General features: G+C 72.9%; 22 protein-coding genes and 1 pseudogene. 15 read left to right on the forward strand and 8 right to left on the reverse strand.

What is annotated here, in order from left to right; genetic code table 11:
- Positions 1–22: 22 nt before the first annotated feature.
- The 3 genes and pseudogenes from OG254_RS41570 to OG254_RS41580 all read left to right on the forward strand — a co-directional run.
- Positions 23–1,204, forward strand: a complete 1,182-nt coding sequence (locus OG254_RS41570; protein ID WP_405595510.1) for a glycosyltransferase family 4 protein — start codon at positions 23–25, stop codon at positions 1,202–1,204.
- The gene (locus tag OG254_RS41575; protein WP_405592655.1) at positions 1,201–2,238 is read left to right on the forward strand and encodes a class I SAM-dependent methyltransferase; all 1,038 of its coding nucleotides are present in this window, start codon (positions 1,201–1,203) and stop codon (positions 2,236–2,238) included. Before OG254_RS41570 ends, OG254_RS41575 begins: the two co-directional genes overlap by 4 nt.
- A pseudogene (locus tag OG254_RS41580) lies at positions 2,235–3,374 on the forward strand (lysylphosphatidylglycerol synthase transmembrane domain-containing protein); the annotation flags it as partial. The gene OG254_RS41575 and the pseudogene OG254_RS41580, both read left to right, overlap by 4 nt.
- Positions 3,375–3,520: 146 nt before the next feature.
- Here OG254_RS41580 and OG254_RS41585 read toward each other — a convergent pair.
- A complete protein-coding gene (locus OG254_RS41585; protein ID WP_351192543.1) occupies positions 3,521–4,309 on the reverse strand; it encodes a creatininase family protein in 789 nt (262 codons plus the stop codon).
- A gap of 41 nt (positions 4,310–4,350) precedes the next feature.
- Here OG254_RS41585 and ribA point away from each other — a divergent pair, with 41 nt between their 5' ends.
- The 5 genes from ribA to OG254_RS41610 are packed head-to-tail and all read left to right on the forward strand — an operon-like array spanning position 4,351 to position 9,427.
- Entirely contained in the window at positions 4,351–5,019 is a 669-nt protein-coding gene (gene ribA / locus OG254_RS41590; RefSeq protein ID WP_351192541.1) for a GTP cyclohydrolase II, read from the forward strand.
- A 33-nt stretch (positions 5,020–5,052) separates the two neighbouring features.
- On the forward strand, positions 5,053–6,024 hold the full coding sequence (locus OG254_RS41595) for an ornithine cyclodeaminase family protein (RefSeq protein WP_405592658.1): 972 nt from the start codon (positions 5,053–5,055) through the stop codon (positions 6,022–6,024).
- A 43-nt stretch (positions 6,025–6,067) separates the two neighbouring features.
- On the forward strand, positions 6,068–7,213 hold the full coding sequence (locus tag OG254_RS41600) for an NAD(P)/FAD-dependent oxidoreductase (RefSeq protein WP_405592660.1): 1,146 nt from the start codon (positions 6,068–6,070) through the stop codon (positions 7,211–7,213).
- On the forward strand, positions 7,210–8,271 hold the full coding sequence (locus tag OG254_RS41605; protein ID WP_405592662.1) for a saccharopine dehydrogenase: 1,062 nt from the start codon (positions 7,210–7,212) through the stop codon (positions 8,269–8,271). The genes OG254_RS41600 and OG254_RS41605 overlap by 4 nt, the downstream gene beginning before the upstream one ends.
- Positions 8,264–9,427, forward strand: a complete 1,164-nt coding sequence (locus OG254_RS41610) for a saccharopine dehydrogenase family protein (RefSeq protein ID WP_405592664.1) — start codon at positions 8,264–8,266, stop codon at positions 9,425–9,427. Before OG254_RS41605 ends, OG254_RS41610 begins: the two co-directional genes overlap by 8 nt.
- A gap of 4 nt (positions 9,428–9,431) precedes the next feature.
- Here OG254_RS41610 and OG254_RS41615 read toward each other — a convergent pair whose 3' ends face one another.
- The 3 genes from OG254_RS41615 to OG254_RS41625 form a co-directional block, all read right to left on the reverse strand.
- On the reverse strand, positions 9,432–10,664 hold the full coding sequence (locus OG254_RS41615) for a serine hydrolase domain-containing protein (protein WP_405592666.1): 1,233 nt from the start codon (positions 10,662–10,664) through the stop codon (positions 9,432–9,434).
- A 66-nt stretch (positions 10,665–10,730) separates the two neighbouring features.
- Positions 10,731–12,080 (reverse strand): MFS transporter, encoded by a 1,350-nt coding sequence (locus OG254_RS41620; protein WP_405592668.1) that lies wholly within the window; start codon positions 12,078–12,080, stop codon positions 10,731–10,733.
- The gene (locus OG254_RS41625; protein WP_405592670.1) at positions 12,077–12,655 is read right to left on the reverse strand and encodes a TetR/AcrR family transcriptional regulator; all 579 of its coding nucleotides are present in this window, start codon (positions 12,653–12,655) and stop codon (positions 12,077–12,079) included. The genes OG254_RS41620 and OG254_RS41625 overlap by 4 nt, the downstream gene beginning before the upstream one ends.
- 76 nt (positions 12,656–12,731) lie before the next feature.
- On the opposite strand from OG254_RS41625, the gene OG254_RS41630 reads away from it, so the two are divergent.
- From OG254_RS41630 to OG254_RS41640, 3 genes are all read left to right on the forward strand, one after another.
- Positions 12,732–13,181 (forward strand): PPOX class F420-dependent oxidoreductase, encoded by a 450-nt coding sequence (locus OG254_RS41630; RefSeq protein WP_405592672.1) that lies wholly within the window; start codon positions 12,732–12,734, stop codon positions 13,179–13,181.
- A 127-nt stretch (positions 13,182–13,308) separates the two neighbouring features.
- Entirely contained in the window at positions 13,309–13,719 is a 411-nt protein-coding gene (locus tag OG254_RS41635; protein WP_405592674.1) for a VOC family protein, read from the forward strand.
- Positions 13,720–13,872: 153 nt separating this feature from the next.
- The gene (locus OG254_RS41640) at positions 13,873–14,256 is read left to right on the forward strand and encodes a hypothetical protein (protein WP_351192519.1); all 384 of its coding nucleotides are present in this window, start codon (positions 13,873–13,875) and stop codon (positions 14,254–14,256) included.
- Here the strand turns inward: OG254_RS41640 and OG254_RS41645 are convergent.
- From OG254_RS41645 to OG254_RS41655, 3 genes are read right to left on the reverse strand one after another with little or no spacing between them, the layout of a single operon-like run.
- On the reverse strand, positions 14,253–15,410 hold the full coding sequence (locus OG254_RS41645; protein ID WP_405592676.1) for a glycosyltransferase: 1,158 nt from the start codon (positions 15,408–15,410) through the stop codon (positions 14,253–14,255). The genes OG254_RS41640 and OG254_RS41645 overlap by 4 nt on opposite strands.
- 55 nt (positions 15,411–15,465) lie before the next feature.
- Entirely contained in the window at positions 15,466–16,836 is a 1,371-nt protein-coding gene (locus OG254_RS41650; protein ID WP_405592678.1) for a nucleotide sugar dehydrogenase, read from the reverse strand.
- 6 nt (positions 16,837–16,842) lie between these two features.
- Positions 16,843–18,306: a glycosyltransferase family 4 protein gene (locus OG254_RS41655; RefSeq protein ID WP_405592680.1), complete on the reverse strand. Its 1,464-nt coding sequence runs from the start codon at positions 18,304–18,306 to the stop codon at positions 16,843–16,845.
- A gap of 73 nt (positions 18,307–18,379) precedes the next feature.
- Here OG254_RS41655 and wecB point away from each other — a divergent pair, with 73 nt between their 5' ends.
- Genes wecB through OG254_RS41675 form a run of 4 tightly spaced genes read left to right on the forward strand, consistent with a single transcriptional unit; the run spans position 18,380 to position 24,114 of the window.
- Positions 18,380–19,468 carry a non-hydrolyzing UDP-N-acetylglucosamine 2-epimerase gene (gene wecB, locus OG254_RS41660; protein WP_405592682.1) on the forward strand — a complete coding sequence of 363 codons (1,089 nt, stop codon included), beginning with the start codon at positions 18,380–18,382 and terminating at the stop codon, positions 19,466–19,468.
- Complete coding sequence (locus OG254_RS41665) at positions 19,461–20,117, forward strand: class I SAM-dependent methyltransferase (RefSeq protein WP_405592684.1); 657 nt, start codon at positions 19,461–19,463, stop codon at positions 20,115–20,117. Before wecB ends, OG254_RS41665 begins: the two co-directional genes overlap by 8 nt.
- Positions 20,117–21,925: a hypothetical protein gene (locus tag OG254_RS41670; RefSeq protein ID WP_405592686.1), complete on the forward strand. Its 1,809-nt coding sequence runs from the start codon at positions 20,117–20,119 to the stop codon at positions 21,923–21,925. The genes OG254_RS41665 and OG254_RS41670 overlap by 1 nt, the downstream gene beginning before the upstream one ends.
- Entirely contained in the window at positions 21,922–24,114 is a 2,193-nt protein-coding gene (locus tag OG254_RS41675) for a glycosyltransferase (RefSeq protein ID WP_405592688.1), read from the forward strand. The genes OG254_RS41670 and OG254_RS41675 overlap by 4 nt, the downstream gene beginning before the upstream one ends.
- A 129-nt stretch (positions 24,115–24,243) precedes the next feature.
- Here OG254_RS41675 and OG254_RS41680 read toward each other — a convergent pair whose 3' ends face one another.
- Complete coding sequence (locus OG254_RS41680) at positions 24,244–25,590, reverse strand: MFS transporter (protein WP_405592690.1); 1,347 nt, start codon at positions 25,588–25,590, stop codon at positions 24,244–24,246.
- Between the last annotated feature and the right edge of the window lie 111 nt (positions 25,591–25,701).

Consider the following 25,701-nt stretch of genomic DNA (forward strand, 5'->3'; position numbering starts at 1 on the left):
CGACGTGACGCTGGAAAAGAACATGACCCCGCCGAACCCGGAAAAGTTCACGCTCGGCTATGTGCCCGTGCAGCACTCCGTCCTGAAGAACGCCGAGATCATCCCCATGTCCCTGCGCTCCGTGCACTTCGTCATGCCGGGCGGCGTCGACGACCTGGCCGCGCCGAGCGGCGGCAACGCCTACGACCGGCGGGTGTGTCTGGACCTGCCCGGCTTCGGCTGGCAGGTGCACAAGCACACCGTGGACGGCAGCTGGCCCCGCCCCGGCGCCGAGGCCCGTGCGGAACTCGCCCGTACGCTGCGGGAGTTCCCGGACGGGACGGTCGTCCTGCTGGACGGGCTGGTCGCGTGCGGCGTGCCCGAGATCATCGTGCCGGAGGCGGAGCGGCTGCGGCTCGCGGTCCTGGTCCACCTCCCGCTCGGCGACGAGACGGGTCTTGAGCCCGCCGCGGCGGCGGAGCTGGACGCCCTGGAACGCACGGTGCTGCGGGCGGTCGACGCGGTGATCGCCACCAGCGACTGGGCGGTGCGCCGCCTCGTCTCCCACCACGGCCTCGCCCCCGAGCGTGTCCATGTCGCCGCCCCCGGCGCCGACATCGCGCCCCTCGCGGCGGGTACCGACGGTGTGTCCCGCCTGCTGTGCGTGGCCGCCGTGACACCCCGCAAGGGACAGCACCGGCTGGTCGAGGCGCTGGCGGCGGTCACCGACCTGCCGTGGAGCTGCGTGTGCGTCGGCGGGTTGAACCAGGACCCCGAGTACGTCGCCGAACTGCGGTCCCTGATAGCGAAGCACGGCCTTCAGGACCGGCTGATCCTGGCGGGCCCACAGGCCGGCGCCGAGCTGGACGCCAGCTACAACACCGCCGACCTCATGGTGCTCACCTCCTACGCCGAGACGTACGGCATGGCGGTGACCGAGGCGCTGGCGCGCGGTATCCCGGTGCTGGCGACGGACGTCGGCGGACTGCCGGAGGCGGTGGGCCGGGCGCCCGACGGCGGTGTCCCCGGCATCCTCGTCCCGCCGGAGAACCCGGCCGCGATCGCCGTCGAACTGCGCGGCTGGTTCGGCGAGGCGGACGTACGACGCCGGCTGAAGGCGGCGGCCCGCGGACGCCGGGCCGCCCTGAACGGCTGGGCCGGCACGGCCCGCAGCCTGGCCACGGTACTGGGCCGACTGCCGAACGAACCCCGGAGGGCGGCATGAGGAAGACGGCGACGGCACAGAGCGGCGGGCCGATTCCGACCCAGCCGGGGCCGCACAGCGAAATCGTTTCGGCGGAGGTTGACATGGGTGGCGCGTCCGTACCGTCGGCGGCCGATGCCGACGCCGTGATCCTCGGGGCCGGCCCCACGCTTCGGCCCGGTGAGCGAGCCACCGTGCGACTGCGGGACGCCGGGCCGGACGACCCGCCGCGCTACGCGCCCGAGTGGCTCGAACTGCGCGAGGGCGCCGATGCCGCCGCGCGGGCGCACGACCTGCTCGACCCGCTGCGGATCCGGCTCGCCAACCTGCCGGGACGGGCCGGCGGACTGGTCATCCACGACGTGGGCTGCGGCACCGGCTCCATGGGCCGCTGGCTCGCGCCCCACCTGGACGGCGCCCAGCACTGGGTCCTGCACGACCGCGACCCCTACCTCCTGCACTTCGCGGCCGTCGCCTCCCCGCGCTCCTCCGCCGACGGCAGCCGGGTCACCGTCGAGACGCGCCGCGGCGACATAGGCCGGCTCACCCCGGACGCCCTCCAAGGCGCCTCGCTGGTGACGGCGTCCGCCCTGCTCGACGTCCTCACTCGCGAGGAGATCGACACCCTCGCCGCCGCCTGCACGGGCGCGGGCTGCCCGGCGCTGCTGACGCTGTCCGTCGCGGGCCGCGTCGAACTCACCCCCTCCGACCCGCTGGACGCCGAGATCGCCGAGGCGTTCAACGCCCACCAGCGGCGCTCGGGTCTGCTCGGCCCGGACTCGATCACCGCGGCGGCGGAGGCCTTCTCCGAGCACGGCGCGACCGTGCAGGTCCACCCGAGCCCCTGGCGGCTCGGCCCCGGCGAGTCCGCGCTCACCGCCCAGTGGCTGCGCGGCTGGGTCGGCGCGGCGGTCGAGCACCGTCCCGAACTGCGTGAGCGCGCCGACCGCTACCTCAGCGAACGCCTCGCCGCCTGCCAGGCCGGCGAACTGCGCGTCGTGGTCCACCACAGCGACCTGCTCGCGCTGAGCCGGCCGACGGGCGGCGCGTCATGAGCGTGGAGACGGTGGCGCGGGCCCGCGCCGAGCGCCGGGGCCTCAAGCCGCGCAGCCGTCGAGCCGACCGCAAGGGCGAGGCGGCCGCACGGGGCGAGCGGAACGGAATCGCGGAGCGCGCGGGCCTGACCGGAGCCGAGGGAACAGGGGCCACGGCGCTGCGATCGACCGTGCCCGTCCCGACGGTACGCCGGGACGCCTCCGTCTCCCCGGCCCGCACCGGCGTGACCGTCACCGAGCAGCGCCCCGCGGCGGCCGACACCGAGCCGGCCCGCCCCCGGGGCACCTTCCGGGCCCTCCTCGCCCTCCTCAACTCCCCGGCCGTGCGTACCCACCTGGGCACGGCCGTCGGCGTCGTCATCCTCGGCGTGCTGTTCTGGCGGCTCGGCACCGGAGTGTTCCTCGACGGGCTGCGGCGCATCGACGGGGCGGCGCTGGCCGCGGGGCTCGCGATCGGGGTCGTCACCACCGTCTTCAGCGCCTGGCGTTGGCAGTTGGTGGCGCGGGGCCTGGGGATCCGGCTGCCGCTGTGGCCCGCCGTCGCCGACTACTACCGTGCCCTGTTCCTCAACGCCGCCCTCCCCGGCGGCGTCCTCGGCGATGTGCACCGGGCCGTGCGGCACGGGCAGAGCGCCGGAGACATGGGGCGTGCGGTCCGCGCGGTCGTGCTGGAGCGCACGGCCGGCCAGGTCGCCCTCGCCGGCGTCGGCGCCGTCGTGCTGCTGACCATGCCGTCGCCGGTGCTGGACCAGGCCCGCGACATCACCCCGCTCATCCTGTTCGCCGGGGTGGGCGCACTCGCCGTCGTGGCCGCCGTACGCATGAACCGGGCGCCGTCGCGTCGCGACCGGACCCGCCCGACGGCGCTGCGCACGACCCTCGACGAGGCCAGGGAAGCCCTGCTGTCCCGGCGTAACGGCCCCGGCGTCGCCGTCTCCTCGGTCGTCGTGCTGGCCGGGCACCTCGGGATGTTCGTGCTCGCCGCCCGGGTCGCCGGGTCCGACGCCTCCGTGGCCGCCCTGCTGCCGCTCGCCGTCCTCGCGCTGCTCGCGATGGGACTGCCCCTCAACGTCGGCGGCTGGGGCCCCCGAGAGGGAGTCACCGCCTGGGCGTTCGGCGCCGCGGGACTGGGCGCGACCACCGGATTCACGGTCTCCGTCGTGTACGGCGTGCTCAGCTTCGTGGCCGCTGCGCCCGGCCTCGTCGTCCTCGTCGCCCGCTGGTACACCGGCCTGCGCGGTTCCGGATCCGCCGGGACCATGGCGGACCCGGAACCCAGCGGCTATTTTCGTGCGTCTCCCGTGTCCGCTACGGAATCGTCCGCGGAGGTCAGCAGTGACACATACGCGCCGAAGGAATCCGCGAGGCTCGCCAGCAGCCGCTTCCCCTTTTCCGCGGAACCCAGCGAAGGACGGCCAATGACCCCCGAATCGGTATAGCCGGACATACCGAGGGTCAACAGATGACGTCGGTCGTCCGCCACGAAATCGGAAGTCTCATAACCGGGTCGGAGAAATTCGGGATGAGCGTGCAGAAGGATGGAGGTCTCGATTTCCCCCGCGTGCATGTCGGTGAGCAGAGAGGTCTCCACCCCGGCTCGCTCCCGCGCCGCCTCCCAGTCCTCCGGGGCCGGGAACAGCGCCATCCGCTCACCACGCGCGGAGGACTCCTGAACGACGTTGCCCAGTACGTAGTTTCCGCCGTGTCCGTTGACCAGCACCAGGGCGTCGACGCCCGACCGGCGAAGCGAAGCCGCAATGTCCCGTATCACCGCATGAAGGGTCACGGAGGAGATGCTCACGGTCCCCGGCCAGGCCGCGTGTTCGTGCGAGCAGGAGATCGTCACCGGCGGAAGGAGGTGCACCGGGTACGCGGCGGCGATCTCGCGCGCGATGGCGCAGGCCACGAGCGTGTCGGTCGCCAGCGGAAGGAACGGACCGTGCTGCTCGAAGCTTCCGACGGGCAGGACCGCCACCTGTCGTGAGACGTCCGCTCCTCGCGTCCGTACGTCTTCGGTGGTGTCCGTCGGCACCAGCGAGTGTGCCGCCGGCCGCGTTTGCGAACCACTCATCTTTTCACGGCCTTTCGTCTCTGCTTAGGATCTGAAGAATCATGACAGAAAAAATTGGCGTCCTCGGCAAGAAGTCCGCGCAGCGGACTCAGCGTTCCGGTGTGGAACGCGTGGTGAATGCCCCGCTGCCCACCGTGTACGGGGAATTCCGCGCGATCGGATACATGGACCACGACCGCGGCGACGAGCAAGTGGCCCTGGTTTACGGCGAGATCGGCACCGACGACGTCCTCACCCGGCTGCACTCCGAGTGCCTGACCGGCGACGCGTTCGGCTCCCAGCACTGCGAGTGCGGCGACCAGCTGGCCTCCGCGCTGCGCGCCGTCGTCGCGGCGGGCTCGGGCATCGTCGTCTATCTGCGCGGCCACGAGGGCCGTGGGATCGGCCTGCTCGCCAAACTGCGCGCGATGGCCCTCCAGGCGGAGGGCCTGGACACCGTCGAGGCCAACCTCGCACTCGGCCTGCCGGTGGACGCCCGCGACTACGGCGTCGCCGCCGGGATCCTGCACGACCTGGGCGTGGCGAGCGTACGCCTGCTGTCGAACAACCCGCGCAAGCGCGAGGCGCTGCTGCGGCACGGCATCCAGGTGGCCGAGCAGGTCCCGCTGCTGATCCCGCCCTGCGAGGACAACATCACCTATCTGCGCACCAAGCGGGAGCGTCTCGACCACCACCTGCCCCATCTGGACGCGGTCGCGCACCTGTCCTGATTGCCGCAAGGCCCGTCCGGACAGGAAGAGGGAATGACCGACGACGTCCTCTTCCTGACCGGAGAACAGGTCTCGCGCCTGCTCGACCTCGACGCGGCGATCGCCTCGCAGCGCGCGGCCTTCACGGCGCTCGGCGCCGACGCGGCCGACCTGCCCGGGAAGATCATGCACCCGAGCCGCTTCGACGACAGCGTCGTCTTCGCGTATGTCTCCCGGCTGTCCGCGGACACCGGGGCCGTCGCGAAGATCGGCAGCGTCAACCCGGGCAACGCGGCATCCGGCCTGCCGACCGTCCACGCGGTCATCACCGTGCTCGACCCGGTGACGGGCCGTCTGGCCGCCGTCATGGACGGCACGGCGATCACGACCCTGCGCACCGCGGCCGCGAGCGCCGTGGCGATCGACGCCCTGTCCACCCCCGGCAGCGCGGACCTCGCCCTCCTCGGCTCCGGCACCCAGGCCCTCGCCCACGCCCGGGCCGTCGCCAGGGTGCGCGAGCTGAAGTCCGTACGGCTGTGGAGCCCGACCGCACGCAATCGTCTCCGTGCCGCGGAGCAGCTCACGGCCGAACTGGGCCTTGCCGTCCAGGCCGTCGGCACCGCGCAGGAGGCCGTGACGGGGGCGTCGCTGGTCGTCGCCTGCACGCTCAGCACAACACCCGTCGTGCGGGGGGAGTGGCTTGCCCCCGGGTGCACGGTGGTCAGCGTCGGGTCGTTCGAGCCCGGGCGCCGGGAGGTGGACGCGCAGGTGCTGCTGCGCGCCGCGAGCGTCGTCGTCGACGAGCCGGCCACCGCGGCCGAGCACGCCGGGCCCGTGGTGGACGCCCTGCGGGCAGGGGTGTTGGCCCCCGAGGACCTGGTCGGGTTGGGCGCCGTACTCACCGGGCAGAGCTTCCCGAGATCCGGACCCGAGGACATCGTCTACTACAACACCGTCGGCCTCGGCATCCAGGACGCGGCAGCCGCCTGGGCCGTGTTCGAGGCGGCCAGGAAGGCGGGCCGGTGACAGTGCGCGCGACGACAGGAGCCACGACCGTGGGAGGCCGCCCGTGAACACGCACGCGAACGTCGTCGTCATCGGAGGCGGTGTGATGGGCACCAGCATCGCCTACCACCTGGCCCGCGCGGGCGTACGGGACGTCGTCCTCGTCGAGCGGGACGAACTGGCCTCCGGCTCCACCTCGAAAGCGGCCGGCGGAGTGCGCGCACAGTTCTCCGACGAGCTCAACATCCAACTGGGGGCGCGCAGCCTCCAGGCGTTCGCCCGGTTCGCGATGGAGACCGGGTACGACATCGGGCTGCACCGGGTCGGCTATCTGTTCCTGCTGTCGACCCCGCAGGAGGTCGCTGGCTTCGAGGCGGGCGTCCGGCTCCAGAACTCCCTCGGCGTGCCGAGCCGGATGATCGACCCCGCCGAGGCCCAGCGGCTGTCCCCGCTGATCACCACCGACGGACTGCTGGCGGCCGCGTTCTCCCCCGACGACGGCCACTGCACCCCCGAATCCGTCGTCCACGGCTACGCGGCCGCGGCCCGCGCGTACGGGGCGCGGATCTTACGCCACAACCAAGTCACCGGCATCGAACTGCACGGCGACCGCATCACCGCCGTGGCGACGACCATAGGCCGGATCACCACCGACACGGTGATCTGCGCGGCCGGCCCCTGGTCGCGGGCGATCGGGGCGATGGTCGGCGTGGACCTGCCGGTGGTGCCGCTGCGCCGCCAGGTCGCGGTCACCGAAGCCGTCCACGGACTGCCGCCGCACCTGCCCATGACCATCGACTTCACCTCCAGCCTCTACTTCCACTCCGAGGGCCCGGGGCTCCTGCTCGGCATGTCCGACCCCGACGAGCGGCCCGGCTTCGCCACCGACACCCACGACCGCTGGATCCCCCGCCTGACCGAGGCCATGGAGCGCCGCGCCCCCGCCCTGCTCGACCTGCGCCGCACCGGAGGCTGGGCGGGCCTGTACGAGGTCACGCCGGACCACAACGCGCTGATCGGCGAGGCGACTTCCGTGTCCCGTTTCCTCTACGCGACCGGCTTCTCCGGCCACGGCTTCCTCCAGGGGCCGGCCGTCGGCGAGGTCGTCCGTGACCTGTACCTCGGCCGCGTACCCTTCGTCGACGTCAGCCCCTTGAGCGCCGGCCGGTTCGCGGCCGACGCCCCGCGCCCGGAGGTCAACCGCGTATGACCGAGCTCCATCTGTGGCTGCGCCACGAGGTCCGTTCCACCGAGCGACGCACGCCGATCGTGCCGTCGGACGCCCGCCGGCTCGTCGAGCGCGGGGTGACACTGACCGTCGAGGAGTCCGCGCAGCGGATCTTCCCCGTCGAGGAGTACGAGGCGGCCGGCTGCCGCACCGCGCCCGCCGGGTCATGGGTGTCGGCGCCCGCGACGGCCGTGGTGATCGGGCTGAAGGAACTCCCGGACCGGCCGGGCGAGCTGACGCACCGCCACGTCTTCTTCGGGCACGCCTACAAGCGCCAGCCCGGCGCCGAGACCCTGCTCAGGCGCTTCGCGGCCGGGGGCGGGACGCTGCTCGACCTGGAGTACCTGGTGGACGACGACGGCCGCCGCCTCGCCGCCTTCGGCTTCTGGGCCGGCTATCTCGGTGCCGCCCTGGCCGTCCTGCAGCACCGCGGACGGCTCGCCGCGCCCCTGACGCCCATGGCGAAGGACGAGCTCGACGCACTCCTGCGACCGGCCGCGGGTGACGAGGAGTTCACCGCGCTGGTGATCGGCGCCCTGGGGCGCAGCGGACGGGGCGCGCGGCTCGGGTTCCTGACCGCCGGGGTCGAGGCGACGCCCTGGGACCTCGCCGAGACCAGCGCGCTGGACCGCGGGGCCCTGCTGGCACACGACGTGCTGGTCAACGCGGTCCTCGCCACCACACCCGGCCCGCCGTTCCTGCGCGAGGCCGACCTCGACGACCCCGCCCGCCGGCTGCGCACCCTGTGCGACGTCACCGTCGACGTGGGCTCGCCCCTGAACGTCCTGCCGATCTACGACCGCACCACCGACTGGACCGATCCGGTACGCCGGCTGCGCAAGGAACCTCCGCTCGACCTCATCGCCATCGACAACCTGCCCTCCCTGCTGCCCCGCGAGTCCAGCGCCGACTTCTCCTCGGCGCTGCTGCCGCAGCTGCTTCAGTTCGAGACGGGCGGGCCGTGGGGGCGCTGCAAGGACCGGTTCCACCAGGCATGCCGTGAACTCGGCATCGGCGAAGGGGAGTTCCGTCATGTCTGACAGATCCGCACGCGTGCCCGCGAGCGGCACCGTCCACTGGGTCGGCGCCGGGCTGTCCACCGGCAGCGGGCTGGCCCGGCTGTGCGACACGGCCGACGGTGTACGGCTGTGGCACCGTACCCGGGACCGCGCCGCCGACGCCCTGGCCCGGCTCGGGCTCACCGGGCGGGCCGAGCCGCGCGCCTACACGCTCGACGCGCTCACGGCCGAACTGGCGCCCGGCGACGTCGTCGTGTCGATGCTGCCCGCGCCGGAGCATGCCGGAATCCTGGCGGCCTGCGTCGGGCGACAAGCCCACTTCGCCTGCTCCAGCTATGTGTCGGACGAGGTCCTCGACCAGGTGCCCGCGGCCACCGCGGCCGGGCTCGTCGTGCTCACCGAGGCCGGGCTCGACCCCGGCATCGACCACCTCTTCGCCCACTGCCTGATCGGCCGCGCCCGGGAGGCCGTCGGCGACGACACCGGGGCCTCGTACAGCCTCACCTCCTACTGCGGCGGTGTCCCCGCCGTCCCGAACGACTTCAGGTACCGCTTCAGCTGGGCGCCCGCCGGAGTCCTCAACGCCCTGCGCTCGCCGGCCCGTTACCTCGACGAGGGTGCCGAGACCGTGGCCGAGCGGCCGTGGGAGGCGACGCGGCGGCACATCGTCGACGGGGAGGTGTTCGAGGTCTACCCCAACCGCGACAGCGTCCCGTTCGTCGAGCAGTACGGGCTGCCGGCCGCCTGGAAGCCCCTGACCTTCGTGCGCGGCACCCTGCGTCTGAACGGCTGGCTGCGTGCCTGGGACGCCGTGTTCGAGGAGCTGAAGGACGGCGACGACGCCCGGATCGCCGCCCTGGCCGGGGAGCTGGCGGCGGCCCACCCGACCACGGACGCCGACCGTGACCGCGTCGTCCTCGCCGTGTCGCTGGACGTGCACGGCGCCTCGGGGCAGTCGTGGTCCGGCAGCTATCTGCTCGACCTGGTGGGGGACGAGGAGGAGAGCGCGATGGCCCGCTGTGTCTCGCGCCCCCTCGCCCTCGGCGTCCGCCACATCCTGGACGGCTCCTTGCCGGCGGGCCTGAACCGGGCCGCCGAGACGGCGGCCCGCTCGGAGGAGTGGCTGCGTGAACTCGCACTGGAGGGAGTGGAGTTCACCCTGCGCGTGGACTGCTGACGGGCTAGGCCTCCGTGCGAGCCTCGTTCACCAGCCGCTTGAGGTCCTGGAACATCGTGTGCGAGGTCTTGGGCCGCACCTGCGTCATGAACTGCACCGTCAGGTCGTGGCGCGGGTCGACCCAGAACGTGGTGGTCGCCGCGCCGGTCCAGCCGTAGGCGCCGAGCACGGTGGGGGCCTTCGTGCGGGCCGGGTCGATCACGACGGAGACGCCCAGGCCGAAGCCGATGCCGTCGTTGCCGGGCTCGTCGTGGGCGGGGCGGCTGCCGAAGGAGCGCAGGTCGGCGCCGCCCGGGAGCTGGTTGGACGTCATCAGGTCCACGGTCTCGGGCGCCAGCAGCCGGGTGCCGTCGAGTTCGCCGCGGCGGCGCAGCAGCTCCATGAAGCGATGGACGTCGTGCGCGGAGGCCGCCAGACCGCCGCTGCCGGACAGGAAGCGGGGGCGGCCGCGCAGCGGGAGGCCGGGGATCGGCTCGATGCCGCCGGCCTCGGTCTCCCCGTACAACTCGGCGAGCCGGACCGCCTGTTCGTCGCTCACCTGGAACCCGGCGTCGGTCATCCCGAGCGGGCCGCAGATCCGCTCGGCGAAGAACTCGTCGAGCGGCTGCCCGGACACCACCTCGATGACCCGGCCCAGGACGTTGGTGGCCACCGAGTAGTTCCACTGCGTGCCCGGCTCGTACTGGAGCGGCAGGCTCGCGTACACGTCGACCGTGCCGGCCAGGTCGGAGCCCGGCAGCACCGCCGAATCCAGGTTGGCGTCGCGGTACAGGGCGTCGACGGGGTGTGCGCGGTAGAAGGCGAAGGTCAGCCCGGCGGTGTGGGTCATCAGATGCCGGACGGTTATCGGCCCGTCGGCGGGGCGCGTCACCAGGTCGGCGCCGGATCCGCTGACGTACACCCGGGGCTCGGCGAAGCCCGGCAGGTGGCGGCCGACCGGGTCGTCGAGGGACAGCTTGCCCTCCTCGACCAGCAGCAGCGCGGCGACCGACGTGACCGGCTTGGTCATGGAGTAGATCCGCCACAGCGTGTCGGGCTCGACGGGCAGCCCGGCCGCGCGGTCCCGGTGGCCGTGCGTGGTGAGGTGGGCGACGCGTCCACCGCGGGCGACGGCCACCAGGTAGCCGGGCAGCCGCCCCTCGTCGACGTAGTGGGCGAGGTACTGGTCGAGGCGGTCCAGCGCCTTCGCGTCCAGCCCGACCTCACCCGGGTCGACCTCTTGTGTCAGCAGTGCCATGGCTCTCCTCCGCATGCATACGACGAGGGTGCGCTCCGGCATACCCCGCAGGAACGGCCTCTGATCTCATCGTTGCGCAGGAACACGTGTACGGTCCTTCGAATGGCCATGATCGTTCATGGTCGCGTCCTGCCGCCCCGGCAGCGCACGGCCCGCCGCCGCCCCCGCCAGCGCGAGGGCCGCCAGTACGGCCAGCGGCAGCCCAGGGCCACCGCCGGTCTCCAGGAGTGCGGTCGCGGCGGCCACGCCCAGCACCGGTCCGACGTTCATCGCGGTCTGCTGGAGCCCGCCCGCCACTCCGGCCGACTCGACGGCGGCCTCCCGTACGACCACATGCGTCGTCGCCACCATCACCGTGCCGAACCCGGCCCCCACCAGCGCGAACGCCATGCACAGGAGCGGGACGGACGACGTGCGGGACAGGGTGAGGATGCCGAGCGCGAGGAGTGTCATCGCCGTCACGGTCGTACGCCGGGCACCGACCCGGCGCAGCAGCACCGCGCACGTCGGTGCCGCCGCCACCATCAGCGCGGCCAGCGGCAGGCTGACCAGAGCACTGCGGAACGGGTCCAGAGCGAGGGTGTCCTGCAACAGGAACGTGCCGGTGAACAGCGCGCCCGACAGCGCCGCCGAAGCGGCCACCAGCATGCCGAGCGCCGAGCCGACGGCAGCGGATCCGATCACGCCCGGCGGCAGCAGCGGGCTCGCGGTGCGGCGCTCGTGCCGGACGAAGGCGGCGCCGGTGACCGTGGCCGTCGCGGCGGTCCAGCCCCAGCCCGGCAGTGCGACGAGGGCGTGCACCAGGCAGGCCAGGGTGATCGCGAGCAGGAGCGCTCCGGGCAGGTCGAGGGGGACGGGTGAGGCCGGGCGCGGGGGCCGTAGGGTGAGGGCGAGCCCACCGAGGACGAGCGCGGGGACGACGTTCAGCAGGAACACCACCCGCCAGCCAGGCCCCGCCACCAGCGCACCGCCGAGCACGGGTCCGACCGCGGCCGACACACCGATCGCCGCCGTCCGTATCGCGATCGGCGTCCGCAGCCGGTCGGGCGGGAACGCGGCCCGCAGCATCCCGAGCGTGGCCGGTTGCAGCAGCGCCCCGAACACCCCCTGCACCACCCTCAGCCCGATCACCCAGCCGACACCGGGCGCCAGGGCGATCCCCGCCGACACGGCTCCGAAGCCGAGCATGCCGATGCCGAAGAGACGGTGGTGGCCGTGCCGGTCGCCGAGCCGTCCGGCGAACACCAACAGGCTCGCCACCGCGATGAGATAACCGGTGCTGGTCCACTGGACCTGGGCGAACGAGGCGCCGAGGTCGCGTTGCACGCTGGGCTGGGCGACGGTCAGCACGGTGCCGTCGAGCGCGACGATCACCGCTCCGACGACGCTGCTCGCGAGGGTGAGACGCGGGTTCACTCGCCCTCCGGACCGAGGTGGGCGTCCAGGACCGAACGCAGCACGGGCGCGAAGTCGTCGGTGCCCGTGGCGAGTTGGAGGCTGCCCCAGCCCCACAGCTGGGCGATGCCGTGCAGGCCCGCCCACAGCCCGCCCGCGACCAGACGCGCGTCAGCGTCCGGGCGTACTCGGCCCACCAGTTCCACCAGACGGCCGAAGAGCGGAAGGCTGGTGTCCCGCAACCCCAAGTGGCCGCTCTCCAGCAGATCATGACGGAACATCAGCTCGTACATCCCGCGATTGCCCAGCGCGAACTCCAGGTACACGCGCCCCAACTCGGCGAGCTGCGCCCGCGGACGCGCGTCGCCGACCAGCGCCGCCCGCGCCCCCAGATCGTCGAAGCCGCGGCGTGCGATGGCCGAGAGGAGCTCCAGGTGAGTGGGGAAGTAGCGGCGCGGCGCGCCGTGCGAGACGCCGGCCCGGCGGGCGATCTCGCGCAGGGTGAGCGCCTGGACGCCCTCCCGCGCCACGAGATCGACGCCGACGTCGACCAGCCGGGTGCGCAGTCCCGGGTCGGATTGCCTCGATGCGTGCATAGACACTGTCTACCAGGCTGACGTAGACACTGTCTACGAGGGAATGCCAGGCATGCTCGCCAGGGTTGATGCAGACATGACTCAGGACGCCACCCACAACGCACTGCTCGCGCTCCTCGCCCAGAGCCACGGCGGGGTGCTGGTCACCCTGAAGCGCGACGGCCGGCCGCAGCTGTCGAACGTCAGCCACGCCTACTACCCCGACGAGCGGATCATCCGCGTCTCGATCACCGACGACCGCGCCAAGACCCGCAATCTGCGCCGCGACCCGAGGGCGTCGTACCACGTCACGACCCCCGACCGCTGGGCCTACGCGGTCGCCGAGGGCACGGCCGACCTGTCGCCGGTCGCACGCGATCCCTACGACGCCACGGTCGAGGAACTCGTCCGCCTCTACCGGGACGTCCAGGGCGAGCACCCCGACTGGGACGACTACCGCGCCGCTATGGTCCGCGACGGGCGGCTCGTGCTGCGGCTGCGGGTGGAGCGGGCGTACGGCATCCCGAAGAGCGCCGGCCGAGGGTGAGCCTTGGTGTGCGACAAGGGCCTAGGCCGCGGGTCGCAGGGCTCATGACCGATGGTCACGACGGACGTGGGCTGCCTAGGCTGCCGAGTGGATCAACGCCGATCAGGACGCCACACGGAGGGTCACCATGCCGGTCGACGGCCGCAGTCACATCCGCATCGCCCGCCCGTCCCGCGACCTCGCCGCGGCGGAGCGCTTCTGGGCCGAGGGCCTCGGACTCGCCGTCGTATGGCGGGCGGTGGGCGGCCCGGAACCCGGCGAGCACGACCTGCTGATGCTCGGCCGGCCCGACGCCGACTGGCACCTGGAACTGGTCCACGAACCCGCCCACCCCGTCGAGCCCCGGCCGACCGAGGAGGACCTCCTCGTCATCTACGTCGACGGCCCCGTGCCGGACGACCTGGTGGCCCGGCTGGAGGAACACGGCGGCAAGCGGGTCCGGTCGCCCAACCCGTACTGGAACGAGTGGGGCGTCACGATCGAGGACCCGGACGGGTACCGGCTGGTGCTGTGCAGGCGCGGTTGGTCCAACGCCTAGGCCGGTGATCGGCACTCGATGGCTGATGAGTAAAGGCCCTGGTCCCTGACATCTGTCAGGGACCAGGGCCTTTCGGGCTTGCCTAGGGTGCGAGGCGATGAGTGCGGGACCCCTTCCCGCCGGCCGACCCGCCAAGGCATCGAAAGGAACGTCATGCGCAAGAGGACCGCGGCACTCGCCGCTGCCGGGGCACTCGCCCTCGTGGCCACCACCTCGCAGAGCGCCGCTGCCGCCGGGCACGGCCGCGGTTGGTACGGGGTGTGGGCGGACGGCGTCAACGTCCGCGACATGAACCAGGGCAACTGCGCGACCTCACCGAGCACCTCGAACTGCCCTGCCGTCGTCGGCCAGATCAACTCCTGGGACGAGGTGTTCGTGTACTGCCAGATCCCGGGCCAGAATGTCGGCGGCAACCCGTACTGGGTGATGGTCGCGCCGCGAGGCTGGTCCCAGTACGGGATCATGTCCAGCTACTACATCGAGAACAGCAGCAACTGGATCGACGGCCTGCCCGGCCCGGAGGGCTGCGCGATCTAGGCCCTGTCACCCGCGAGCGGGGTGGCCGGGTCGCCGTTCCGCGTCGCGGTCGCCTCCTTCACCCAGGACTCCAGGCACATCACGAACTCGGTGGCATGGTCGGCCCAGTTGAGGTCGGACATCGCCGCCTCCCAGCCCCGGGCGGCCGCGCGACGGCGCATGACCCGGTCGCTGCGCAGGTGCCGTACGGCCATGGCGGCCGTGGCCGGATCCTCGTAGGGGACGACGAGACCGCAGCCGTAGCGTTCGACCAGCTCGGCGGCGAGCGGGGTGGGTGTGGTGACCACGGGGACGCCGTGCGCCATGTACTCCACCGCCTTGGTGGGCCGTGAATGACGGTAGTTGGGCTGGTCCCGCAGCAGGGAGAGACCGGCCAGGCTGCCGGAGAGCAGGCCGAGGGCATGGTCGTTGGGCAGATACCCGTGCCAGCGCAGTACGCCGTCCCGGTCGGCCTCGGTCAGCGGCCCCCGCATGTCGGGGTCCGCCGCGCCGATCACCTCGACGTGGATGTCGGGCGCCAGCAGCCGTGCCGTTTCGATCAGTTCGAGCGCACCCCGCGCCCGCGACAGATGGCCGAGGTAGACGACCCGGTCGTCGCCCGGCGGCTCGGGCGGCTCCGGCGGCACCGTCGCGAGATTGGCCACGACGGGATGCGCCCGGCGGAATCGCCGCTGGTAGGCGTCCTCGGCGAGGAGCAGCCGCAGATGCCGCTCCGCCAGCCGCTCCGCAGCCCGTACGGCAAGCCGCAGCGGCGGCCGCAGCGGCCGGGGCAGCCAGCGCTTCATCACCAGCGCCGCCGCCGTGTCCTCGTGCACGTCCCAGACGGTGACCGGAACACGTCCCTCGCGCCGCCAACGGCGCAGTGTGCCGGGCAGGGCGAGCAGCAGCTCGGGGTCGTGCAGCAGGACGACGTCGGCCTGGGGTCCGCGCTCGGCGAGCACGGCGCGGGCCGCGCGCAGCGCCAGCCTGCGGTCCCGGCCGGCCGCCCGGGGCAGGTCGACTCCCTCGACGTACGGCCGCGGTGACGCCTCCCGTGCCGCGAAGGGTGCGGCGTACACGATCCGGTGGCCGTGCTCGCGCAGGGCGGCGATCTGCCGGTGCAGGATCCGCGCGTCCTCGGGGTGGTGGACGACGGTGACGACGAGTATCCGCATCAGAGCACGCACCTTTCGACTGCCCCGAGAGCGATGGAGAACAACGACCAGGACGTCAAAGGACCTCGACCCCGGGACGGAAGATCCGCCCGCGGGTGTCGAACAGGAGCCGGGCCGCGTCGCCCAGGGCCGGCAGGTCGTAGGCCGAGTGGTCCTGGAGCAGGACCGTCAGGTCGTGCTCGCGCACTGCCGCCATGACGTCGGTGACACGCGGGATGCTCTCCCCGTCCACGGACCACAGCCGCACATGCGGATCGTGGAAGGAGACCTCGGCCTCCCGCTCCCGCAGCAGCCGCGCCACCGGCACCGCCGGCGACTCCCGCTGGTCCGCGACGTCCGGCTTGTAGGTGACCCCGAGCAGCAGCACCCGCGACCCGTGCAGCGGCCGCCCGGCGTGGTTGAGGAGATCCTGAGCGCGACGCACCACGTACTCCGGCATCCGCCGGTTGATCTCCTGGGCGAGCTCCACGAACCGGAACTCGTATCCGAGGGACGAACGCACCTTGTACGACAGGTAGTTGGGGTCGATCGGGATGCAGTGCCCGCCGACGCCGGGGGAGGGCCGGAACGCCTGGAAACCGAACGGCTTGGTGCCGGCGCAGCGGATCGCGTCCCACAGGTCGACATGCAACTCGTGGCTGATCACGGCCAGTTCGTTGACCAGGGCGATGTTCACGTGCCGGTAGGTGTTCTCCAGCAGCTTGGCCATCTCGGCCTCGCGGGTGCCCTTCGCCTGGACGACGGTGTCGACGAGCTTGCCGTAGAAGGCGACCGCGCGCGCCGCGCACGACGGGGTGCAGCCGCCGACGACCTTCGGTGTGGTGCGCAGGCCGTGGGCGGTGTTGCCGGGGTCGATGCGCTCGGGTGAGAACGCCAGCGCGAAGTCCACGCCGGCCCGCAGCCCCGACTCCTCCAGGAGCGGGCGTACGACCTCCTCGGTCGTCCCGGGGTACGTGGTCGACTCCAGGACGACCAGCTGTCCGGGCCGCAGCCGGCGCGCGACCGACTTCGTGGCCGAGGTGACCGCGCCGAGGTCGGGCCCACCGTCCTTGCCGAGCGGCGTCGGCACACAGATGACGATCGCCTGTGCACGGGCCAGGCCCGCGTCGTCCGTGGACGCCACGAACCCGGCCGACCGCATCCGGCGGACGTCCTCGTCGGAGACGTCGTCGACATGGGAGTGCCCGGTGTTGAGCGCCTCCACGACCCGTGGGTCGCGGTCAAGGCCCAGGACTCGCAGGCCGATCGACGCGGCCTCACGCGCCAGCGGCAGTCCGACATAGCCGAGCCCGATCACCGCGAGTTCCACGTGGTCGGCCCGTTCTGGCTCTCCGAGCGGTGCACTCTCCCGGAGCGGTGGTCTTTCCCCGAGCGCTTCGCTCGCTTCCCCGAGCTGTCCGGTCTGTCCGGTCTGTTCGGCCTGCATAGGGACTCACCCCGCATCAAGGCTGCCAAGGGCGCGGTACGCCTCACGGGTTGTGGCGGCGACCCGCTTCCAGGTGCGGTCACGCGCGACTCTCGCGCGGGCGGCTGCTCCCCACTCAGCACGCCGGTTTCGACTGTAAAGGAGTATTTCCAGCTCATCAGCCCAGGAATGTGGTGATTCAGGCTGGATTAGCCTCCCGTTCACCTCCGGTTCGACCAGTTCTCTGAGCGCGGGGAGATCGCTCGCGACCACCGGAACACCGCTCGCCATCGCCTCGACCGGCTTCAGCGGAGTCACCAGATGGCACACCCGCTCGTCGGTGCGCGGCACCGCGAACACGTCCAACACGGCGTGAAAATCCCGGACTTGTGAATGCGGCACGCGGCCGGTGAACAGGACGGCCCCGTCGTCGGCGAGGCCGAGCCGGGCGGCCAGCCGCTCCAGCGCCGGGCGCTGCGGCCCGTCGCCGACGATCAACAGTCGCAGCGGCACACCACGCCGGCGCAGCTCTTCACCCGCATGGAGCAATGTTTCGATGCCCTCGTGCGGTGCGAGGGTGCCGATCGTGCCGACGACGAACTCCTCCGGAGCGATGCCGAGCCGGGCCCGCATCGGCGCCCCGTCCGGCGGCGGAGCCAGGAAGGCGTCGTCCACGGCGTTCGGCACGATCAGCACCCGCTCCCGCGGCACCCCACGGCCCACGATCTCCGCCTTCATCGCCTCACCCAGCGTCAGCACCAGATCGGCCTCGCGCATGCAGTGCGTCTCCAGGGCGCGTCGCGTCCGGTACGTCTCGTCGTCCCGGCCGCGGCCCGGCGCCTGGGTCAGCCACGTCTCCTCCAGGAAGCCGCGCACCTCGTAGACCACCGGCAGCCCGTAGGTCTCCCGCAGGGCGAGTGCCACGCGCCCGTTGCCGTGGTCGCTCGCGGCATGCAGCACCGCGGGCCGCAGCCGGTCCACCAGGCGGGCGGCCAGTTCGGCGTTGCAGGCCAGCGCGGCGGCCTGTCCGTACGGCAGCCACGGCGGCAGCAGCCGGTGCTGCGGCACCCCGCCCACGTGCTGCTTGGGGCGGGCGTCCAGCACCCCACCCGTCACCGGGAAGCCGATCCGGGTCACGACGTGCGGGTCGAGGCCGGCCGCCAGCTGGGCCTCGGCGAGCTTCTGCGTGCGCACGGTGTAGCCGGCGTGCCGGAACGGCAGCCCGTTGGTGACCAGATGAAGCACGCGTCCGGGCACGGGTCGATACGGCAGGCCGGCCGGCGCGGGCACCCGAGCGGCGGAAGGCACCGCCACCGGCCCCGCACTCCGGGCGCGCACCGCCAGCCGCTCCTCCAGCGGCCGCAATCCACGCCGGGCGGGCCCCGGCAGCAGGCGTACGGCGAGCAGCGCGGCCCGCAGCGGATCCTGGCGCAGTTCGCCAACGGCCACCGAGGCAGCCAGACTGAGGGCAAGTAGGACTTTTCGGGACATATCGCCACGATATTCCCGACCGTCGAGCAATGGCCCGCGGGCGGCCACTGTCCCCACGGCACCGGAGGCAACCATGAACGGCTGCGTACTCCATGTGGTCGGCACCCGGCCGAACTTCGTCAAGGCCGCGCCGGTCGTCACCGCTCTCGGCGCGGCGGGCTGCCAGCAGGTGCTCGTCCACACCGGACAGCACTACGACGAGCGGATGTCGGACATCTTCTTCCGGCAACTGGGCCTGCCCGAACCCGACACCGACCTCGGCGTCGGCTCCGGCAGCCACGCCCGGCAGACCGCCGACCTCCTGGTGGCCCTGGAGGGTGAACTGACCGCCCGCGCACCTGCCCTCGTCACGGTGTACGGCGACGTGAACTCGACGCTTGCGGCAGCGCTCGTCGCCGCCAAACTCGGCATCCCCGTGGCGCACGTCGAGGCCGGCCTGCGCAGCTTCGACATGACGATGCCGGAGGAGGTCAACCGGCGTCTGGTCGACCAGCTCGCGCAGCTGCTGTTCGCCACCAGCCCCGAGGCGGTCGGCCACCTCGCCCGCGAGGGAGTCGCCGCCGAGCGGGTGCACCTGGTCGGCAACCCGATGATCGACACCCTGCTCACCCATGTGGACCAGTTCGACCCGGCGAGTGCCAGGAAGTCACTCGGACTGCCCGAGCGCTACGGCGTCGTCACCCTGCACCGGCCCGCCAACGTGGACGATCCGGAGGCCGCCGCGGCCGCCGCCCGCGTCCTGGCCGAGTCCGCCCGCCATCTCGACCTCGCCGTACCACTGCACCCGCGCGGCCGGGCGGCGCTGGAGGCCGCGGGCCTCGCGGACGCGCCCGGCATCCACCTCCTCGACCCGCTCGGCTACGTCGAGTTCATGAGTCTGGTGCGCGGAGCCGCCGCCGTGATCACCGACTCGGGCGGCGTACAGGAGGAGACGACCGTCCTCGGCGTCCCGTGTCTGACCCTGCGCACCACCACCGAACGCCCGGTCACCGTCACCCACGGCACCAACCGGCTCGTGCGGCACGGAGAACTGGTGCCCGCGCTGCGCAAGCTGCTGGACGGCGGGGGAGCGGCGCCCGCCGAGGGACCGCCCCTGTGGGACGGCCGGGCAGGCGTCAGGATCGCCCGCGTGATCACCACGTGGCTGGAGCGCCATGGCTGACGGCACCCGGATCCGGGTCGGCGAGCGCACCCCCAGGGCGTACTGGGAGGCCCGCCACGCCGAGCACGACGAGCTCGCCTCCGGCGGACACATCGGGCTCGACCGCCCCGGCAACGAACTCTTCTACGCCCAGCGGCTCGGCACGCTGCTCACCCTCGTCGGCGACCTCTCCAGCCCCGCCGCCCCGCTGTTCGTGCTGGACGCCGGCTGCGGCAAGGGCTACTTCGCCCGGGCCCTGGCCCGCTGCGGCCACCGGGTCGACGCCTTCGACGCCAGCCGCACGGCCGTCGACCACGCCCGCGCCGAGGGCGGCGGCCCGCGCTACGCCGTCGCCACGCTCGACGAGTGGCGAACCGCATGGCCGTACGACATCGTCTCTTGCGTGGACGTCCTGTTCCACCTGCTCGACGACCAGGACTGGGCGGCCGGGCTGCGCAATCTCGCCTCCCTCGTCCGCGTCGCCGGCCGACTGATCGTCACCGACGAGGACACCGCCCACCGCACACCCCGCGGCGCCTACATCGTGCACCGCCCGCTCACCGCCTACCGCGCCGAACTGGAGCCGCTCGGTCTGCGGCACACCCTCTCCAGGCCGTACGGCTTCCGGGAGAACCGGGTCGGCTTCCACGTCTTCACGAGGACCCGCTGATGCGCCTGACCGATCTGCTCCATCCGCACCTCGACCACGTCACGACGGTGGTGGACGCGACCGGCGGCGGCCTGCGTCTGGAGCCCTACCTGCACCTGCCGCCGGGCGTCACCCTGCGCGACGACGACGAAAGCCCCATCTCTGAGGGCGAGTTGGCCCTCCTCTCCTACGGACCCCACGCCGCTCTGCACGGCAGCGAGGACGCCTGTCGCGCCGTACTGGCCCGGATGCGGCCCGGTGCGCGCGGGCTGATCGTGTTCGGGCACGGCGGATCCGAACTCCCCTACCACCGGCTCCTCGACCATCTGGTCGCCCACCGCTGCCAGGTCCTGCGCGCCGCCCCCCTCGACTACGTCCATCTGCATGCGGGCGCGGTCATCGCCCGCACCGACGAACTCCTGCCGCCGCACGACTTCTTCGGCCGGCCCGTCCCGTCCGACGGCTATGTCACCGCGCTGCGGATCGCCGACGAGTACGTCTTCGCCGACCTCGCCTCCCGCTCCCTGCGCGCCCGGCTCCTTGACCTCGAAACGGCCGCCGAGGAGGCGGAACGCACCCGGGAGGCGACCGGGCAGGACGGCCTCGCCGACCGGCTCGGCGCCGCCGTACGGGAGAAGGAACAGATCGCCGCCGCGCTCAGGGCCGCCCGGGACCGGGTCGAGGTGCTGCAGGCGCGCGTGGCCATGCTGGAGGGGTCGACCTCGCTGCGAGTGGGCAAGGCGCTGGTCACGGCCGCGCGCTCGCCGAAGCGGGGCGCGGCCCGGCTGCCCGGGGAGTTGTACGGACTGTGGCGCGGACGCCGGCAGGCCGCCGGGCGGGCGCCCGATGGAGCGCCGAAACCCCAGGCCGAGCCGGAGGCCCCCGTCGACGGCCGCCAGCACCTCGCCCATCGCGCCCTGACCGCGGCGCCCCGCGACCGGCTCGTCGTCGCCGGGGTGCTCACCCCCGACACCGCCGCGGACTTCGCGGCGGACGTGGTGGTCAACCGGCTGCTGCCGCACGACGGACGGCTGCTCGTGGAGCGCACCGACCCCGACGTGCTCGTCGTGCAGCTCAGCGCCTGCACCGGCGACGGACCCTGGTGGCTCACCGGCACCGGACTCGCCCCCGACCTGGACCGCACCCTCGCCGAACTCATCGCCGAGCAACGGGTGTCGGGCCGCTCGGCCGTGCTGTGGCGGGACGGCCCCGCCGGCGCCGCACCCGGCCTCGTCCGGCTCGCCTGGGACGCCGTCGTCGACGCCGACACCGGCGTACGGCTCACCCGGCTCGACCCGGCCGCCGAGGGCAGGGAACGGCTGCGCGAGGTCTTCCGCGCCGACAGCACACGCGTACGGCTGTCGCAGCTCGCGCGGCTGACCGGCGCCCCGGACCCGCTGGACGAGCGGCGCGTCGCCGTGCTGGCCGCGCCCCGGGACCGTACCGACATCGCCCGGCTCGTCGGCCAGGTGCTCGGCCAGCTGCACCGGCCGGTCGAGGTCGTCGTACCCGATCCGGCGGGCCTCGACGAACTCACCGCCGCCGGGGTGACGGTACGCCGGGGACAGCCCCTGGCGCCCTGGGTCACCGACTGGACGGACCTCACCGAGGAGCGGCCGGACACCCTGCTGCTCGACCTGATGTGCGCCCAGGAGTGGTCCGGCGCCGACGCGGTGGGCCACACGCCGACCGCCGACGACTACGTCTTCGTACCGTCGCTGCGGCCGCTGCTGGCACGCCGGTCGCTGCACCTGTCCGGTACGTCGCCGGACAGCTGGGCGGGCCGAGGACACCGACTGTTCGCCGTACGCGGGAAGGAGCCGTCATGAGCCGCACGCTGCGGGCGCTCGTCTACGGCGACGTGGACCTCAACCTCATCGACGGCTCCGCCGTCTGGGCCCAGTCGACGGTGCAGGCGCTGTCCCGGGCGGGCTGCGAGAGCCGCCTCGTCCTCAAGGCCCCCGTCCGCACCGGCCGGCTGACCGATCCGCTGGCCGAGCTGCCCCGGGTGGGCCTGGTGTCCCCGCACGAGGAGCGGCTGCTGCCGGGGCTCGCCGACCGGCCCATGTCGCCGGTGCAGGCCGCGTCGGTGCTCGCCCGGCTCGACGAGGAGGAGCCCTGCGACCTGCTGGTGCTGCGCGGCCGGCGGCTGGTCACCCGGATCGTCACCGACGGGATGTTCGACGGGCGGATCTGGGCCTACCTCACCGACATCCCGCAGTCGGCCGCCGAGATGACCGAGGCGGCCCGCGCGGACCTCGTCCGCATCGCCGAGGCCTCGCACCGACTGCTGTGCCAGACCGAGGAGTTGCGCTGCTTCCTGGAGACCTGGGTGCCCGAGGCGTGCGGCAAGTCCGTGCTCAGCCCGCCCGCCGTGCCCGAGCCCGGCTTCCCGGTGCCCGACCGGGACGGGCCGCACAAGCCGCTGCGGCTCGTCTACACCGGCAAGTTCGCACCCCGCTGGAACACCCTGCCCATGACCCGGCTGCCGCAGCTGCTCGCCGAGCGGGGCGTCCCCGCCGAACTGCACACCGTCGGCGACAAGATCCACGACGACCCGGGCCACCCCGACTTCCAGGCCGACATGGCGCGGGCCCTGGCCGGCACTCCCGGCGTCCAGCACCACGGCGGACAGTCGCGCGAGGAGGCCATGCGCATCGCCGCGGACTGCGACGTCGGCCTCGGCTGGCGCGACCCGGTCCTCGACTCCAGCCTCGAACTGTCCACCAAGGTCCTGGAGTTCGGGGCGCTGGGCCTGCCCGTGGTCCTCAACCGCACCCCGGCGCACGAGGCGCTGCTCGGCACCGACTACCCGCTGTTCGTGCCCGGACGTGCCGGGCCGGACGACGCCGCCGAAGCCGTGGCACGCGTCGTCCGCGAGCCGCAGTCACGGCGGCTGGCCGCCGAGCGCTGCCGTGCGGCCGCCCGCGAGTACACCCTGGACGGAGCGTCCGCCCGCTGGCGCGCCCACCTCGACCGGGCCTTCCCCGCCGCACCCACCGGAGTGACGGACCGCCGGCGGCCCCTGCGCGTGGGCGTCGCCGGGCACGACCTGAAGTTCCTCACCCGGCTGCTCGACCACTTCCGTTCACTGCCCGGCCTGGAGGTACGGGTCGACGCCTGGCCGGCGCTCGCCCGCCACGACCCGGACGTCAGCCGTGAACTCGCCGACTGGGCGGACGTGGTGGTCGTGGAGTGGTGCGGCCCGGCCGCCGTCTGGTACAGCCGCCACAAGCGGCGCGGCAGCCGGCTGATCGTACGGCTGCACCGCTTCGAGCTGGACGCGGGGTGGCCCCGGCAGGTCGACATCGACGCCGTCGACCGGGTGGTGTGCGTCAGCCCGTACTACGCCCGCCGCACCCGCCGGCTCACCGGCTGGCCCGCCTCGAAGGTCGTGGTCGTGCCCAACTGGGTCGACACCGACCAGCTCGACCGGCCGAAGGCGCCGGGCGCGCACCACCGCCTCGGCATGATCGGCATCGCGCCCAGCCGCAAACGCCTCGACCTCGGCCTGGACGTACTGGAGGCGCTGCGCGCCCACGACCGGCGCTGGCATCTGTCGGTCAAGTCCAAGCCGCCCTGGGAGTACTGGTGGATCTGGAACAAGCCCGAGGAGCGCGCGCACTACGAGGAAGTGCTGCGCCGGATGCAGACCTCACCGCTGCTCGAAGGAGCCGTCGTCTTCGACTCGTTCGGGCCGGACGTGGCGGGCTGGCTGCGCCGGGTCGGGCATGTGCTGTCCACCAGCGACGACGAGAGCTTCCACCTCGCGCCCGCCGAGGGCATGGCCTCCGGTGCGGTGCCTTCGCTGCTGCCGTGGCCCGGCGCGGACGAGATCTATGACGGGCGGTGGATCCATGACAGCCCTGAGGCGATGGCGGAGGCGATCGCCGTCCTTGAGGAGGAGGACTGGCGTGCGGCCGGGGAGCTGGCTCGGGCGCAGGTGAGGGAGGGGTTCTCGCTGGATCGGGTGGCTGGGACCTGGACGGAGTTGTTGTGCGCGCCGGCGGGAGGGTAGTGACTCTCGCGCGGGCCGGTGGGGGCTGATCGCGCAGTTCCCCGCGCCCCTGAAAGGGGCGCGCCACCGCGGCTGGTTGTTCGGTGCCCGGTCCCCGGAGCCGTCATGGCGTCCGGGGACCGGTGTCGGTCAGGCCGCGACCTTCGCCGGCTGCGGGGCCTGCCCGGCCGCCCGCTCGCCGAGCTGCTCCGTCGGGACCTTCGCCGTCTCGCGGGCGGACAGCGCGGCCACGACCGGCGGCACGCACAGGGCCGCCGTGAACAGAGCCACCGCCGACCAGTCGTCGCCGTTCGGGCCCGCGATCTGCGCGGCGAACGTGACCGCGAAACCGGCGACCGCGAAACCGATCTGCGTGCCGATGGCCATGCCGGACAGCCGGACCCGGGTGGAGAACATCTCGCCGTAGAAGGACGGCCAGACGCCGTTCGCCGCGCTGTAGACCACACCGAACGTGACGATGCCCAGCAGCAGGATCAGCGGGTAGGAGCCGGTGGAGATCGCCCACAGGTACCCGCACATCATCACCGCGCTGCCCGCCGCACCGATCAGATACACCGGGCGCCGGCCGATCCGGTCCGACAGCGTGGCCCACAGCGGGATCGCGCCGAGCGCGACCAGGTTGGCGAGGGCGCCCACCCACAGCATGGCGGACCTGTCCATCCCGACCGCGTCGCTCGTGGCGTACGACAGCGCCCACACCGTGAAGATCGTGCTGACCGAGGCGACCAGCGCACCCGCGATCACCCGCAGCACGTCCGCCCAGTGCTCGCGCATCAGCACCGCGAGCGGCAGCTTGACGACGCCCTCGGTGGCGGCCTGCTGCTCGAAGGCCGGCGTCTCGTCGAGTGTGCGGCGGATGACATAGCCGACGACGGCGACCGCGACGCTCATCCAGAACGGGACCCGCCAGCCCCACGACATCAGCTGCTCCTCGGGCAGCGCCGCGATCGGGATGAAGACCAGCGTGGCCAGCAGCTGCCCGCCCTGTGTGCCGCTCAGCGTGAAGCTGGTGAAGAAGCCGCGCCGATGCGGTGGCGCGTGTTCCAGGGTCATCGAGTTGGCGCTGGCCTGCTCGCCGGCCGCCGAGATGCCCTGGAGCACCCGGCACAGCACCAGCAGGACCGGTGCGAGGGTGCCGACCTGGTCGCGGGTGGGCAGACAGCCGATCAGGAACGTCGACACGCCCATCAGGATCAGCGTGAAGACCATGATCTTCTTACGGCCCATCCGGTCGCCGAAGTGACCGAGGAACAGCGCGCCGACCGGCCGGGCGGCGTAGGCCACGCCGAACGTGGCCAGCGACAGCAGGGTGGCCGTCGCCGGGTCGGACTCGTCGAAGAAGACCTCCGGGAAGATCAGCGCGGCCGCGCTGCCGTAGATGAAGAAGTCGTAGTACTCCAGGGCGCTGCCGATCCAGGCGGCCGTGGCCGCCTTCTTCGGCTGTCCGACGGGGGTGTCGGGGACGGGGACGGACACGGCGGCTCCTTCGAGGGGACTCCAACGTAAGCGGAGTGAGCGGGAACGAGGGGAGCGTGAGCGGGCCGGATCCCGGGGTGCTGGATCGGCTAATTAACTCACTGGGTAGTT

The organism is Streptomyces sp. NBC_01092, from assembly GCF_045039535.1.
Lineage (GTDB): Bacteria > Actinomycetota > Actinomycetes > Streptomycetales > Streptomycetaceae > Streptomyces.

Coding starts and splice junctions, on each gene's coding strand:
- OG254_RS41670 (WP_405592686.1), top strand. CDS start 20,117: ATGCGCCTGACCGATCTGCTCCATCCGCACCTCGACCACGTCACGACG.
- OG254_RS41665 (WP_405592684.1), top strand. CDS start 19,461: ATGGCTGACGGCACCCGGATCCGGGTCGGCGAGCGCACCCCCAGGGCG.
- OG254_RS41585 (WP_351192543.1), bottom strand. CDS start 4,309: ATGAGTGGTTCGCAAACGCGGCCGGCGGCACACTCGCTGGTGCCGACG.
- wecB (WP_405592682.1), top strand. CDS start 18,380: ATGAACGGCTGCGTACTCCATGTGGTCGGCACCCGGCCGAACTTCGTC.
- ribA (WP_351192541.1), top strand. CDS start 4,351: ATGACAGAAAAAATTGGCGTCCTCGGCAAGAAGTCCGCGCAGCGGACT.
- OG254_RS41645 (WP_405592676.1), bottom strand. CDS start 15,410: ATGCGGATACTCGTCGTCACCGTCGTCCACCACCCCGAGGACGCGCGG.
- OG254_RS41595 (WP_405592658.1), top strand. CDS start 5,053: ATGACCGACGACGTCCTCTTCCTGACCGGAGAACAGGTCTCGCGCCTG.
- OG254_RS41635 (WP_405592674.1), top strand. CDS start 13,309: ATGCCGGTCGACGGCCGCAGTCACATCCGCATCGCCCGCCCGTCCCGC.
- OG254_RS41575 (WP_405592655.1), top strand. CDS start 1,201: ATGAGGAAGACGGCGACGGCACAGAGCGGCGGGCCGATTCCGACCCAG.
- OG254_RS41655 (WP_405592680.1), bottom strand. CDS start 18,306: ATGTCCCGAAAAGTCCTACTTGCCCTCAGTCTGGCTGCCTCGGTGGCC.
- OG254_RS41605 (WP_405592662.1), top strand. CDS start 7,210: ATGACCGAGCTCCATCTGTGGCTGCGCCACGAGGTCCGTTCCACCGAG.
- OG254_RS41630 (WP_405592672.1), top strand. CDS start 12,732: ATGACTCAGGACGCCACCCACAACGCACTGCTCGCGCTCCTCGCCCAG.
- OG254_RS41675 (WP_405592688.1), top strand. CDS start 21,922: ATGAGCCGCACGCTGCGGGCGCTCGTCTACGGCGACGTGGACCTCAAC.
- OG254_RS41570 (WP_405595510.1), top strand. CDS start 23: ATGACCCCGCCGAACCCGGAAAAGTTCACGCTCGGCTATGTGCCCGTG.
- OG254_RS41610 (WP_405592664.1), top strand. CDS start 8,264: ATGTCTGACAGATCCGCACGCGTGCCCGCGAGCGGCACCGTCCACTGG.
- OG254_RS41650 (WP_405592678.1), bottom strand. CDS start 16,836: ATGCAGGCCGAACAGACCGGACAGACCGGACAGCTCGGGGAAGCGAGC.
- OG254_RS41625 (WP_405592670.1), bottom strand. CDS start 12,655: ATGCACGCATCGAGGCAATCCGACCCGGGACTGCGCACCCGGCTGGTC.
- OG254_RS41640 (WP_351192519.1), top strand. CDS start 13,873: ATGCGCAAGAGGACCGCGGCACTCGCCGCTGCCGGGGCACTCGCCCTC.
- OG254_RS41615 (WP_405592666.1), bottom strand. CDS start 10,664: ATGGCACTGCTGACACAAGAGGTCGACCCGGGTGAGGTCGGGCTGGAC.